Source organism: Myxococcus sp. MxC21-1, assembly GCF_032612255.1.
GTDB classification, from domain to species: domain Bacteria; phylum Myxococcota; class Myxococcia; order Myxococcales; family Myxococcaceae; genus Myxococcus; species Myxococcus virescens.
The window spans coordinates 8563077-8576254 of record NZ_CP123278.1; the positions used below are offsets into that span (position 1 = coordinate 8563077).

Consider the following 13178-nt stretch of genomic DNA (forward strand, 5'->3'; position numbering starts at 1 on the left):
AACTGGCGGCGTGGGATTACACCGCGAGGCGCGCCATCGTGCCCGGATGAAGGCGGAGGCGCGGCGCCAAGCGTGCGCTATCCATCAGTCCGCGTGCTCAGTAACGACCCTTCACGCCCAGGATGGGTAGGGCGATGGGAAGCCCCACCGCGTCCTTGCGCAGCGGGAAGCCGTTGCCGCCCTCGTACTCGAAGCCCAACGTCTCCCGACGGAGCGTGACGTTGAGCATGTCCAGATACGCCTCCAGGCTGAAGGTGTCGTAGACCCACGACTTGGACAGCCGCACGTCGAACCGGAGGAAGGCCGGCAGCCGGTCCACGCGATCTCGGTCTGCCTTGACCCAGGCGGGCCGGCCGGAGGCGTCTTCGCCAGGGCGGTGCGTCTGCGTGCCCAGGGTGCCGTATTCAGGGCGCCCGGTATTGAAGTGCAGCACCCCGCCCAGCGTGATGTTGTTGGCGAACTTGTAGCTGAGCACCAGGTTGAGGATGTGCGTCTGGTCGAAGGCGAAGGGCAGGTCCGCCTCCGCCTCGCCCACCCGGTGGCCCTCCGCGTCGTAGCGGTGGAAGCGCGTGCGGCGCGTGCTGCGCTGGAGCGAATACGACAGCCAGCCGAACCAGTTGTCGCCCAGCGGGTGGCGCAGCAGGAACTCCATGCCGTAGGCCATGCCACTGCCGCGGAAGTCCGGGAAGTCGAAGTCCGAGCGGTCGGGGATGCCGCCGCCGTCCCCCAACTGCATGCCGCGGCGCAGGCCCGCTGGAGGAGGCGCGCCGGTGTCCGGCGTGTCGTCGTCCACCATGCCTTCGTCGGCGAAGGGCGTCAGCTCGAGGGTCCGCAGCATGGGGTTGAGATAGACGTCCAGCCCCACCTCCAGACCGCGCCACGCCTTCCATTCCGCGCCGACGGAGAGCTGCACGCCTTGCTGGAGCCCCAGCAGCAGGCTTCCCACGTCCACCACGGGCAGGCTGATGAGGGTGGTGGGCGGCTGATGGAAGAGGCCCGCCCCGCCCTTGAGCGTGAGCGCCTCCGACACCTTGTGACGCACGGTGAGACGCGGCTCCAGCGCGCGACGATCAATCCCCGGCGACAGGTGGTAGTTGTCCACGCGCAGGCCGGGCACCACGGCCCACTTCTCATGGGGCTGCCACACCAGCTCCGTCCAGGCGCCCATGAAGGTCCCCAGCGCCACGGGCGCCACCTCGACGTCCGCGTCGGAGCCGCCGTCCTGCTGGAGCAGCTCGACGATGGCGCGCTTGTGCTCCACGTCCGCCCCGGCACGCAGCGTGGCGCTGGGTGACAGCGTCGCGGTGTAGCCCAGGCGCGCGGACCAGTGCCCCTGGTCGATATGGACTTCGGTGGCCTCGCCAGGGGGACTGCGGCTGACGATGGCGAAGCGGTCCAGCCCCCACGTCCCGCCCACCTCCAGCTCACCGGGCCCCACGGGGTGCCGGTGCCGCAGGTCCACCCGGTGGAAGATGATGGATTGCATCGCGGTGTCGCCCCATGCGTCCTGGGCCTCCGAACCGAAGGTGTCCGAGGAGCCAAAGGCAAACAGGCGCAGCGTGCCCTCGCCCAGTCGCTGTTCCACCCGGCCCTGATAATCCCAGAAGTCGAGCACCACCTTGGGGTTCTCCCGCCCGGGAGGGGGCGGCGACTGGAGCTGGTTCGCCGCCAGGGCGATGAGCCAGGGCGTATAGGAATAGCGGCCGGCCAGGCTGACGTTGGTGCCGGTGTCCTTGAACGGCGTCTCGATGAAGAAGCCCGCGTTGATGAGGTCCGCGTAGGCGCTGCCGTGGACGCCGTCATCCCGCGGGCGGCTGAGACGCCCGTCGATGGCGCCCCCCATCAACCGCCCATACCGGGGCGGCGGCGAGCCTGGATAGAAGTCGATGGCGTCGATGAAGTCCGGGTGGATGACGGCCGGGCCCAGGAACAGGTGGAAGAGGATGGGGACGCGGATGCCATCCAGGAAGTAGCCCGTGGCCGCGGGCTGGCTGCCGCGCACCACCGGGTAGGCCACGCCGGACACCATGCTGCCCACGCCGGGCAGCAGCATGACGACGCGGAAGGGGTCCCCCATGGTGCCAGGCACCTCGCGCAGCTCCGCGTCATGCAGGGTGACGCGGCTCACCTCCGTGCGCTCGCGGTCTCCCCGCACCACCGTCTCGTACGGGTTGATGATGAGCGGCTCCAGCCCGTACACCACCTCCAGCGCCTCGTTCGCCTTCAGGCCCTCGCGGAAGACGCCGGGCTTGTGGCCGGGGGCGGTGATGCGCACCGCATGCACGCCCGCGGGCCAGCGCGCCTCGAAGCGTCCGTCCATGTCCGCCTGCACCGGCGCGTCCGGGTGCGCGTCCGACACCAGCGTGGCCCCTACCAGCGGCCGGCGGTTGCCCTTGGCGCGCACCAGGCCCTTCAGGGTGATGGGCGCCGCGGGCGTGGTCCCCTCGGACCTGGCCGGCGCGGGCGCCTCGAAGCGGTACTCGAAGAAGATGCGCACGGCCACCGGCAGGCCGTCCAGGGTGGCGGGGGCGAAGCGCAGCGACGGCGCCGCGTGCAGCGCCGCCCGGTCCAACAAGGGATGCAGCCCTTCCATCAACGTGGCGGACTCCACCTCGCCCGCGTCGTCGATGAGCAGCTCCAGCTTCACCACCCCCGCGACGCCGTCGGACGCCAGCCCCGGCGGATAGGGAGCGGGCGAGTCCTGCACCATCGCGGGCGGAGTGAACGCGGGCTCGGGCACGCCCGCGTCCTCCAACAAGGGCGCACCCGTCTCCACGGTCCAGCCCGCGTCGGTGCGTTGCAGCTCCCGCTCGGCCCGGGCGGCGCCTCCGTCCTCCGGCGTCCCCGCGTCCTGTGCGTGTGCCCGAGTCCCGAGCATGAACAGGGCCACCACGGCGACCGCCGTTCGCGCTGCTGGCCTGATTGTCCACCACCCAAGTCCGCGGGTCATTTCCTCACCAAGCGGGGCACTGCGCACCCTGTCCCCCATGAGGCCAGGGAGACGGCGGAGTGACAAGCGCCTCGGGGTGGACCCGCGCGGGCCGCGTCAGCCCTGGGCGGGGCGCATTGCCAGCCCTTCTCTCGACGCAATGACAATCACAGCCTTCGGTTCCCCAACGTGCCCGGAGTCCCGGCCGCTGCTGGACGGCACGCACACCGTCAGCGGCATCCACACCTGGGAAGCGACCACCTCCGGACGGTCAATGCCTCACCGTCCGGAGCCCCGCCCTCACCGCTCCGGCAGGATGGCGGCCGCGACCTGGTTCATCAGGTTGAGCTGGCTGCGCGACATGCGCCGCAGCGTTCGGAGCACCTTCCGCATCTCCGGCAACTGGTCCCTGTGCCCGGAGTCCCCTTCCCAGAGCGCGGCGCCGACACTGGCCGCCGTGGCGAGCCCCAGCCCGACGTCCGCCGACAACCGCAGTGCCAGACACAGCCGGAACAGGGTCGGCACGCTGGGCATCATCTTCCCCCGCTCCATGCGCCCATAGACTTCCGCGGCGATCCCCACACGCCCCGCGACCTCCGCCTGGGTGAGCCCCGCGAGCAGCCGCGCGCCTCGCGCCGCCTCGCCAACGCTCTCCGCCAGACGGCTCTCCAGTTGCTCGCGCGACTTCCGGGCGCGATCCACCGGGCTCCGAGGCTGGGACCGGGGCCGCTGGCGGGGAGGAGCAGGACCTTCAAGGTGGGTCTTCACTGCGTCAACCTTGTGAGTACGGGCCAAGCTCACGCCCTGCCCGGGAACAGGTCGCGCTCGGTCACGAGTTTTCCCGCGACTTATAACCCGGTACGTCCTCAGGCGAAATACCGATATGGAGGGTAGTCTCCTGCCCCGCACCCGCAGCGGAAAGTGTCGTACCCGGCACCACACGCTCTCCCGCCGGTGCGCCGCCATGCACCAGACAGGCGTCCAGGCGTCAGCCCGCGTGGCCCGTCCGGCACCGGGTCCGTCCGGCCCTACTCGCCATGTCTGTCATTGAGGGAGCGGCCAATCCCTCCACCAAAATTCGCTGACCAGGGTTGCCTCGCGAAACCACTCCATGCAATGTGCATCATTACGGCAACACTTCCGCGACCTGTCTGTGCAGCCTCCTGGACCGGAGGCCCGCGGCCGGACGCGTGAGTTTGGGCATGGGCGGCGGCCAAGGCATTCGCCGCCCATGTGGGGGCCAGCATCCACCCTGGAGCACAGCACGTCTGGCTTCGGCCTGACGGCGCCCCCCTTTCTTCTGGAGTCCCCCCGCAATGGAATTGAGATTGACCTCGCGCCTGGTGCGAGACCCCGCGCCGCCGCAGCCCCTGGAGCCGGATGCCTTGCGCGAGCTGCGTCAGCGCTGCGCGCTCGCCACCCCCGAGGACACCGCGCGCGGCATGTTCTTCCGAGGGGTCCTGGAGACGGTGCGGCGCGTGGGCGGCTCCGCCATGGAGCAGCTCTGCCGCCAGTCCCTGCCGGAGAAGCGCTACATCGACTTCTTCAGCTACCCCATCACCCAATTCCTGCCGCTGGCCTTCCAGGCCGCCGGCCTGCTCTCCGAACATTGCGGGGGTCTGGCCGCCGCTCATCGCGTCATGGGCCAGAAGGCCGCGCATGACTTCCTGGAGTCCGTCGCGGGCCGCACCCTGCTGATGCTCGCCTATGACGAGCCCCGGCTGCTGCTCGGACAGCTCCCCACCGGGTTCCTCGCGGCGGTGAGCTACGGCGAGCGGAGCATGGTGTGGACGGGGCCTCGCAGCGGCCGCTTCGTCATGAAGCGGGACTTCATGCCCACCGCGTACCACGAGGGGGTCCTGCACGCCGTCCTGGAAGCCGTGGGCGCGCGCGACATCGGGGTGCAGGGGCGCGAGTTGGGTCTGCTCGACACGGAGTACGCGCTGTCCTGGCGCTGAAGCGCAACAACGCCAGGGGCCCAGTGCTCCGGGCCTCGGCGGAGGAAAGGCCCCGCCCCACTTCAAAGGGGACGGGGCGGCGCTTCGACTACAGCAGCGAGCAGAGCAGCCCGGGGAAGCGCGAACCGGAGGGGCAGTTGTCGCCCTGGCAGTACACGACGCCCGAATCGATGGCGGGGTTGGCCAGCAGCGCGGGAACCTTCACGTTGCAGGTGCCGATGGCGCTGTTGCCAGACACGTCCTGCACGGAGTACGTGAAGTTGTAGACCCGGCCGTTGCCCAGCAGGGCCGCCTCGGCGCGAACCATCGCGGACTTGCGGTCCGGGGTCAGCTTGATGTCGTCACACGCCAGCAGCCGGAGCAGGGACAGGGCGTCGTTGGACTCGTCGGAGGTCACGCGGATGATGCGGGCCGACGCATCCAGGTCGAGCTCGCCGCCGCAGTTGTCGACGGCCGGCATCGCGCAGTCAGACAGGGGCACCAGCACGTAGTCGGACCCCAGGACCGGCTGGATGACCAGGCCGCGGTTGGCGCCCGGCGTGGGGGCGCTGACGTCCACGACGGTCACGTTCGCCGAGCACGTGCTGGTGGCCGCGCCGTCGGAGACCCGGAGCTGCGCGCTCGTGGTGCCCAGCCCATAGGGGCCCGCGGGCAATTGCTCCACGGAGAATGGCCCCGGGAAGCCATCTGGATCGAACGAGCCGTTGTCGATGCTGGCGCTGCCCTGACACGCCGCGTCCGCGGGGACGGTGACGCTCTGGCAGTTGGCCACCGGCTGCTGGTTGGTGGCACAGGGCATCTCGAAATCGATGGAGGCGAAGTTGTTGTCCTCGTCGTCCTCCGGATAGGTGCCGTCCTCGTCCGCGACGACCACCACCTTCGTGGTGCCCTCCGGCACCGTGTACGACAGCGAGAAGGGGAAGGTCTCCCCCCCCACCAGCCAGGGGACGCTGATGGTGCCCAGCCGCACGCCGCCAGCGCCCGGCGTCCCCGCGTACACCGCCGCGGTGGAGTTCCCGATGCCCGTGGGCCGCTCGTTCTTGATGGCCGCGGAGAGCGTCAGCGCCGTCGCCGCGCACGAGGCGGACAGGTCCACCACGCTCAGGTCCAGACCCGTCTCCTTCGCCTCCTGACGCTGGACCTCCATGTCGATGTTTGCCGGGCCCTGCTCGGGAAGCGTGCCCTCACAGCCCGTCAGAAGAAACAACGCCGTCAGCGTCGAGACGCCATGATTCCGTGTCATGTCTGGTTCCTGGCATGCCGGGAGCACGCCTGCTCTGCAGGGGGGGGGAAATGCCTCTCAACGAGGCAACGCTTTTATGTCGATTCATTTCCCCGGATACCACGGACTCCCAGTGTACGCGGAGGCAATTATTTTCACCAGCCTGTATGAAGTCCGCGCTCCCACCGGGGTAATGGACGACACCTCACCTCGACTCTTGATAATCCAGATATGGGGCGATGCATGTCTGACACCCCTGGGTGTCATTATCGACGATGAATACACACCCCCCAAGACAGGCGCCGTGTATCCACGGCCCCATGAGTCAACCCAGACACATCCACGGAAAAACAGACATCACGGCCAACCCCCGCATCGTGTCGCGGTGGACATCCGAGACGTCCACGGGCGGACGCATCGCCCTGGGGCCCTGGCGGACATTGGACTTCAGTACAAGGCTACGGCCTCATGTCCACGCCCAACCTCGTCCTCCTCGTGGAAGACCACGCCGACAGCCGAGAGCTGTTGGAGGAGTTCCTCACCCTGGAGGGCTTCACCGTGGAGACGGCGGGCAACGGGCTGTCCGCCTGGGAGCGCCTGAGCCGCCCGCCCCTGCCGGCTGCCGTCCTCCTGGACCTGATGATGCCGGTGATGAGTGGCTGGGAGCTGATGCGCCACGTGCGCGAGGACGCGCGGCTGAGCACCTTGCCGGTGGTGGTGGTCTCCGGGGCGGGAAGCTCCCAACCCCTGCCGGAGGGCATCCGGGCCACGGTGCCCAAGCCCGTGGATTTATTCGAGTTGCGCGCCACCCTGGAGCGGGTGGTGAGCCCCAGTTGAGCGCGTCATTCCATCGGCAGGCGGGGCAGCGTCACCCGGACGGTGGTGCCCGCCTGGGCGGTGGAGGTCACCTCGATACGTCCGCCGTGGCCCTTCACCACCTGCTCGACGATGTAGAGCCCCAGCCCCAGCCCACCGCTGCTCCCTCCGCCGCCGCCCGCCATGGCGCCGCGCCGGAAAGGGTCGAAGAGCCGGGGGAGCATCTCCGGGGAGATGGGCTCGCCGGGGTTCTGGACTTCCAGCACCACGAAGTCGCCATCGTCATACAACTTGAAGGACACGGGCGCGTCCGCGGGGCTGTATTGGAGCGCGTTGCCCCCCAGGTTGCTGACCACCTGGAGCAGCCGGTCCCCGTCCCACTCCCCTTCGTAGCGGCCCGGCTCCACCCGGAACGCCAGCTTGCGCTCGGGCCAGGCCGCCTCCAACTCATCCACCCCCAGCCGGACCACGGCCCGCAAATCACCGGCCGTGCGTTGGATGGGAATGCCGCCGCCCAGCCGCCCGCGCGTGAAGTCGAGCAGCTCTGAAATCATGCGCTTCATCCGGTCGCCGGAGCGGGCGATGCGCGTCACCAGCCGGCGCTCGCGCTCCGGAAGCGCCTCGCTGTGCAACAACTGCGTCGCGGACAGTTGAATGGCATTGAGCGGGTTGCGCAGGTCATGACTGACAATGGCGATGAGCCGCTCGCCGAAGCGGGCCGCCTGCAACGAGGCCTCCTGGGCGCGCCGCCGTTCGGAGACATCCACCATGGTGGCCACCGCAGCGACGATGGTGCCCTCCCGGTCCAGGATGGGCGCGCTGGAGAGCAGCACGGCGATGTTCTGGCCATCCTCGCGGGGGATGAGCATCTCCTCGCCCTGCACCACCTCGCCGTGGCGCAGGCTGCGCGTCAGCGGCAGTTCCTCCACGGCGTAGGGCCGCCCGTCCGGGTGCAGCGAGACGCCATTGTCCGCCATGTAGTCCTGCATCGACGTGGAGGGATGGAAGGGCCTGCCGGTGATGACCTCCACCTGCCGGCTGGCCATCACCAACCGGCCGGACGGTGCGTCCGCGATGAACACGCCCGCGGGCATCTGGTCCAGCACCGACGCCAGCCGCGCGCGCTCGGCTTCGATGGCGCCCAGCAGCCGCTGCCGGTCCATCTCCATGGCGCGGCGCTGGGTGATGTCCACCACGGTGGCCACCCGCTGCTCCACGCGGCCGGACTCATCCTTGAAAGCCGTGACGTGCGTGAAGGCGGGGAAGCGGGTGCCATCCTTTCGCATGTGCAGGGATTCATATTCGTGCGACGGCTTGGAGTTCGCCGCCGCGATGTGCCGAGGCAACACGCCGCGCGCTTCCGGCGCATAGGTGTCCTCCAGCCGCCGTCCCGTCAGCTCCTCCGGCGAGTAGCCATGCATGCGAGCGAAGGCGGGGTTCACCTCGCGCAGCCGCTCCTCGGTCGCGTCCACCACCGCCACGCCCACGCCCAGCCGCTTGAAGACCTGCGCCCACCGCCGCAGGCCCGCTTCACTCTCCCGGAGCCGCTCCAGGGACGCCTCCGCCACGGCGCGCGCCTCGCGCTCGCGGGCATGCGCCTGGGCCTGCAACAGCAGCGCGGTGGTGCGCGCCGCCATGGCCCTGAAGAGGAACTGGTCCTCTTCCGACAGTTCATGGGTGGCGCGGCTGCCCATCAGCACCACGCCCATCAACTGCCCTCCCAAGAGCAACGGCACACCGAACAACGCGGACAGGTCCGCATCCCGCAAGGACGGCTCGCTCACCCGGCTGTCCGTGCGCGCCGCGCGCACCAGCAGCGGCTTTCGCGTGGCCGCGATGGTGCCCGTGAAGCCCTCCCCCATGCGCACCACGTCCCCCACGGCCATCCCCGTGCCCACCACGCTCTCCACCCGCAGGACGCCCTCTTCCAGCAGCAGGACGGCCGCCACGTCCACCACGGCCACGGTCTCCCGCAGGACCTGGAGGAGGGCCGGCAACAGCTCCGCGGCGTCGGCGCTGCCCAGGGCCGCGGTGCTGATGCGGTCCAGCGCCTGCAACGTGCGCTCGCGCGCCAGCGAGTAGCGGCTGACGGAGGCCGCCACCGCCTCGTCCATGGCCTCGTGGAAGACGAGCTCCGCCTCCGGGCGGTGGGTGGCGTTCTCCCGGGACGTCCACAGGCGCAGCACGCACGCGCGCAGCAGCCGGTACTCCGTCACCACCTGCCGCAGGTCGAAGCCTTCCCCCAGCCGCTCGATGGCATGCCGGTCCGGAATATCCCCCAGGCCATCCCCCACGCCGCCGGGCGAGCTGCGCTGCATCAGCGAGGCGACGACCTCCAGCAGCCGGGGCAACCCATCTCGCAGCGCGAGCCTTGGCAGCGCCTGCGCCGCGGGGATGCGGCGCACCTCCACCTCCCACGCGGACATGATGGATTCCCGCTGCTGTAGAAGGAACTCGGCCAGGAGGATGGGCACAATCTCGTGGATGTAGGCGTCAGCGCGGCCGACGACAACAGCAAAGCGCTCCGAGTGCCCGGCAGCGGAAATGTCCGAAAGCGTGCAGCCACCTCGCACGTCCGGAGTGCGTGTCACGGACACTCCTTGAAAAGAGCGCTGGAGGTCGCCAGGGGCGGCGCTGTTAGGGTCCCTTCGACATGAGCGGGCGCGCACGGTTTGCCTGGGCGCTGGTGGTGGGGCTGTTGGGCCATGCGCTCAACCGATTTCCCGTGGAGCTCGTCCCAGGCATCGACATCCTGCTGGGCTTCTTCCTCATCATCCCCGCGGCCCCGCTGCTGGGGCCCTGGTGTGCGGGGCTCGCGGCCGGCATCGCCACGTCCGTCACCGTCCAGATGTGGGGCCACCCCTGGGGCATGCTGGTCTCGATGATGGAAGGAGTCGTCCTGGGCGCGCTGACCCGGCGCTACTGGCCCCTTCAGGCGGACGGGCTCTTCTGGCTGGGAGGCATCCCCTACCTCATCATCGTCGGCAATCACGTGGGCGTGGACGTCACGGCGACGAGCACGCTCGCCATTGCCCTCAAGCAGGCGCTCAACAGCCTGGTGCCGGCGCTGCTGACGCAGGTGGTGCTGATGACGCCCATGGCGCGCGCGCGCCTGTGGCCCCTGCTGACGCCCGCGCTGCGCACCTTCACCTTGTCGTCGGCGGTGGGCTCGGCGCTGCTGCTGGCGCTGGTGCTGCCGTTGCTGATGGTGGGAACGCTGGAGGGCCGGGCCCGCTATGCCGCCGAGCGGCGGCGCATGGACGACCAGGGCCTCTCCACCGCCCACCTGCTGGCGGAGACGGTGGACGCGGAGCTGTCCACCGCCCAATCCCAGACCGCTTTGCTGGCGAGCCTCGTCATGAATTGGTGGGAGCGCGAAGGGGAGCGTCCACCCCAGCCACAGTTGGAGAATCTGCTGCGCGACTGGGTGTATCACTCCGCGTTCGCGCTCAACTTCGGCATCGGGGACAGCGACGGCAACCTGGTGGCCATCTGGCCGCCGCTGGGCGTGGAGGCCCAGCCGATGGCGGGCTCCAACTTCGCCGACCGCTCCTACTTCCGGGACGTCCGCGGCAAGCGCGAGCCCGTGGTGAGTGGCGTGTTCGCGGGCCGGGGCTCGGTGACGGGTCCCGTCATGGTCGCCGTCTCGCCGTTGCTGCGGCAGCAGCGCTTCGAAGGCTTCACGTTGGTGGCCATCAACCTGCCTCGGATGCGAGCGGTGGCGCAGGAGCGTCTGGCTCCGGGTCAGCGCGCGCTGCTGGTGGACCCGGACGGCAACGTGGCCTTTGACACCGGCGCCACGCCCGGGCCGGAGCCACGGTCCCTGAAGGGCACCGCGTTGGGGGAGCTGCTATCGACGCTGCCCGCCACGGGCACCCGCACCTACGACACGGAGCCCCAGGCCCCCCGTTGCGGCGGACCCTGGAGGCGCGGCACCGCCACCGCGCCGCTGTTCCAACCGGGTTGGCGCGTCCTGGTGGAGCATCCGATGCGCGACATGGACTTCAGCGTCATCGGCACCTACAGCGCGCTGCTGGCCACGCTGGCACTGACGCTGGTGCTGGCCATTCCCATCACCCGCCTGCTGACGCGCATGCTCTCCAGGCCCGTGGAAGCCGTGTCCCAGGCCGCCGGCCGCATGGCCGCGGGCGAACGCGACGTGCGCACCTTCGGAACGCTCCACCGCGCAGGCGCCATCGAGGTGGAGAAGCTGGGCCTGGCCTTCGACGAGATGGCGGCCCGGCTCCAGCGGCACCTGGAGGAAGTGGAGCGCGTCAGCCAGGCCAAGGCGGCCTTCTTCTCCATCGCCAGCCATGAGCTGAAGACGCCCCTGGCCACCCTCAAGCTGCGCTTGCAGCGGCTGCGTCCGGACACCGTGCGCCAGCAGGACCTGGTCCTCATGGACCGGCAGGTGGACCGGCTGGCGCGGCTGGTCAACCAACTGCTGGATGTGTCCGAGCTGGCCAGCGGCCGGCTGTCACTGGCGCAGGTGCCCCTGGAGCTGTCCGCGCTGGTGCGACGGGTGTCGGAGCGGCGCGCGGCGTCCGCGCCCCAGCACCAACTGAAGCTGAGCCTGGAGCGCGTGGACGGTTGGTGGGACGAGCCCCGGCTGGAGCAGGTCGTCTACAACCTGGTGGACAACGCCATCCGCTACAGCCCGGAGGGCGGACCGGTGGAGGTGGTGCTCCGGCGGGAGGACGGTGACGCGCTGCTGGAGGTGAAGGACCGGGGCGTGGGCCTGGGGCCGCGCGGGGGCGAGGAGCTCTTCAGCCGGGCGCTTCGCGGCAGCACGCTGTCCACCATCAGCCGCGTGGAGGGCCTGGGCGTGGGATTGTATTTGAGCCGTGAAATCATCACCCGCCATGGCGGCAGCATCCACCGGCGGCCCGCGAGGGCGGCGGCACCTGCGCCATCGTCCGCCTGCCCCGGAACGACCCGCGCGAGGCGTGACGTGCACACTGCTCATGGGTCGACGGGTGGCACGTCGGGCCAGGGCCGCGGCAAGGAGGGCGCGGCCACGTGTGTCAGCCGTAACAAGCCGCGCCCCAGGTCGAGCTGGTAGCGGACGCGAAAACCCGAGTCGAGCACCACCAACCCACCCTGGTCCGACATCAAAGGCCCGTCGAGCGGAAGGCCCGCGGCGAGAGCGCCCAGCTCACATTGGAGCTTCTCTCGCACCGGAGTCGAACATCCTGCCAGGGTCCGGAGTGCCCGGGGAGCGAGCTGAAGTCGAAGGGCCATGGTCGTTTCACACTGACGAGCCGTGGCGATGACGACAAGCTGTACCTGAAGTGCATATTTGACGTCGGCTTCCAGCCCCATGAGGGGACCACCCCTCACTTCGCTGTGGAGTGCCAGACACCCAAGACGGTGAAGACGCCGCCCGGGCCAAGATTACCGCTGCCGCGCGAGGATACGCCGCCCTTCGACATCGATGGCGTAGGTCGCTTCCATGTCCATGATGATGTTCTGCTTTTCACAGACATCCGGGCGCAATGTCACACGGACGAATGTCACGCCTTCGGGGCCCGGGGATGCAATCACTTCGTACGATTCACGCCGGTAGAGACAGCGCTCCACGTCGGTCGCGCCGTTGTGGGGCTTCACGTCCAGGGGCAGGAAGTCGTCGAGCGCAAGAGGCTGAAAACCTGTTTCATCTTCCGGCACCCGTTATGGAATTGAATCTGGACGCGAAACACGGATGGGGTGTCGTAGCGCCAAGCTGCGATGCCATCCAACCTCTTTGGCTAGGACCCATGCTTGGGTGGGAACTCTACGGACAGCTCCGGACCAACGCGCGGCTGCGCCATCTGGGCGTGCTGATGTTCTCCGGCGCCCTGAGCGGCCAGGAGCCCCCGCTGGACGGCGTGGTGGGCTACCTGCGCAAGCCGCACGCGCCCGAAGCCGTGGACGGGGCCCTGCGCGCCCAGCTTCGCGGGCTCCCTGAGCTTCCCGCGAGGGACTCCGCCGAGCCCTACGCACTGCACCTGCCCGAGGACGTGTCCTTCCCGCTGCGCACCCTGCCGGCGCCCTGAGCCACGCGGTGCGCCTGCACCTGCTGCGCGCCGCGGAGCTGACGGGGACGGAGCTCCCCCTGGCCTCCACCTGGTTGATGGCGCTCCCCGGGACGCCCCCCTCGCTCCTGGTGACGGTGGACGGCGTGCAGGTGGAGCTGGAAGTGGATGACGAACAGCGACGGCTCACCGTCAGCGATGTCACCCTGTCACCGAACCTGCGCAACGGCGCCTGACAG

At 69.6% G+C, this 13178-nt stretch carries 10 protein-coding genes; 5 read left to right on the forward strand and 5 right to left on the reverse strand.

Translation table 11 applies throughout. The features are described 5' to 3' along the window. Window positions 1–97 precede the first annotated feature (97 nt). Together QEG98_RS38555 and QEG98_RS38560 are read right to left on the reverse strand one after the other, a co-directional pair. Complete coding sequence (locus tag QEG98_RS38555; protein ID WP_316568036.1) at window positions 98–2878, reverse strand: TonB family protein; 2781 nt, start codon at window positions 2876–2878, stop codon at window positions 98–100. Between the two features lie 351 nt (window positions 2879–3229). After that, window positions 3230–3631 carry a helix-turn-helix transcriptional regulator gene (locus QEG98_RS38560; protein ID WP_316564877.1) on the reverse strand — a complete coding sequence of 134 codons (402 nt, stop codon included), beginning with the start codon at window positions 3629–3631 and terminating at the stop codon, window positions 3230–3232. A gap of 614 nt (window positions 3632–4245) precedes the next feature. Between QEG98_RS38560 and QEG98_RS38565 the strand changes: the two genes are divergently transcribed. Continuing rightward, a complete protein-coding gene (locus QEG98_RS38565; protein ID WP_090487133.1) occupies window positions 4246–4887 on the forward strand; it encodes a DUF2378 family protein in 642 nt (213 codons plus the stop codon). 88 nt (window positions 4888–4975) lie between these two features. On the opposite strand, the gene QEG98_RS38570 is transcribed toward QEG98_RS38565, so the two are convergent. Beyond that, window positions 4976–6130: a CARDB domain-containing protein gene (locus QEG98_RS38570; protein WP_316564878.1), complete on the reverse strand. Its 1155-nt coding sequence runs from the start codon at window positions 6128–6130 to the stop codon at window positions 4976–4978. Window positions 6131–6577: 447 nt separating this feature from the next. Between QEG98_RS38570 and QEG98_RS38575 the strand changes: the two genes are divergently transcribed. Further along, window positions 6578–6946: a response regulator gene (locus QEG98_RS38575; RefSeq protein WP_090487127.1), complete on the forward strand. Its 369-nt coding sequence runs from the start codon at window positions 6578–6580 to the stop codon at window positions 6944–6946. 5 nt (window positions 6947–6951) lie between these two features. Here the strand turns inward: QEG98_RS38575 and QEG98_RS38580 are convergent, their stop codons facing one another. Continuing rightward, window positions 6952–9351, reverse strand: a complete 2400-nt coding sequence (locus tag QEG98_RS38580) for a PAS domain S-box protein (protein ID WP_316568037.1) — start codon at window positions 9349–9351, stop codon at window positions 6952–6954. A gap of 227 nt (window positions 9352–9578) precedes the next feature. Between QEG98_RS38580 and QEG98_RS38585 the strand changes: the two genes are divergently transcribed. Continuing rightward, window positions 9579–11987 (forward strand): sensor histidine kinase, encoded by a 2409-nt coding sequence (locus tag QEG98_RS38585; RefSeq protein WP_316564879.1) that lies wholly within the window; start codon window positions 9579–9581, stop codon window positions 11985–11987. Window positions 11988–12319: 332 nt separating this feature from the next. Here the strand turns inward: QEG98_RS38585 and QEG98_RS38590 are convergent, their stop codons facing one another. Further along, window positions 12320–12592, reverse strand: coding sequence for a hypothetical protein (locus QEG98_RS38590; protein WP_316564880.1), 273 nt, complete (start codon window positions 12590–12592; stop codon window positions 12320–12322). Between the two features lie 89 nt (window positions 12593–12681). Here QEG98_RS38590 and QEG98_RS38595 point away from each other — a divergent pair, with 89 nt between their 5' ends. Together QEG98_RS38595 and QEG98_RS38600 are read left to right on the forward strand one after the other, a co-directional pair. Further along, on the forward strand, window positions 12682–12960 hold the full coding sequence (locus QEG98_RS38595) for a hypothetical protein (protein ID WP_316564881.1): 279 nt from the start codon (window positions 12682–12684) through the stop codon (window positions 12958–12960). 8 nt (window positions 12961–12968) lie between these two features. Further along, window positions 12969–13175, forward strand: coding sequence for a hypothetical protein (locus QEG98_RS38600; protein ID WP_316564882.1), 207 nt, complete (start codon window positions 12969–12971; stop codon window positions 13173–13175). The last annotated feature ends 3 nt before the right edge of the window (window positions 13176–13178 follow it).

What these genes read in the sequence shown, in the direction of transcription:
- QEG98_RS38555 (WP_316568036.1), bottom strand. Translation starts at nt 2,878, where the DNA reads ATGCTCGGGACTCGGGCACACGCACAGGACGCGGGGACGCCGGAGGAC.
- QEG98_RS38565 (WP_090487133.1), top strand. Translation starts at nt 4,246, where the DNA reads ATGGAATTGAGATTGACCTCGCGCCTGGTGCGAGACCCCGCGCCGCCG.
- QEG98_RS38570 (WP_316564878.1), bottom strand. Translation starts at nt 6,130, where the DNA reads ATGACACGGAATCATGGCGTCTCGACGCTGACGGCGTTGTTTCTTCTG.
- QEG98_RS38575 (WP_090487127.1), top strand. Translation starts at nt 6,578, where the DNA reads ATGTCCACGCCCAACCTCGTCCTCCTCGTGGAAGACCACGCCGACAGC.
- QEG98_RS38580 (WP_316568037.1), bottom strand. Translation starts at nt 9,351, where the DNA reads ATGTCCGCGTGGGAGGTGGAGGTGCGCCGCATCCCCGCGGCGCAGGCG.
- QEG98_RS38585 (WP_316564879.1), top strand. Translation starts at nt 9,579, where the DNA reads ATGAGCGGGCGCGCACGGTTTGCCTGGGCGCTGGTGGTGGGGCTGTTG.
- QEG98_RS38595 (WP_316564881.1), top strand. Translation starts at nt 12,682, where the DNA reads ATGCTTGGGTGGGAACTCTACGGACAGCTCCGGACCAACGCGCGGCTG.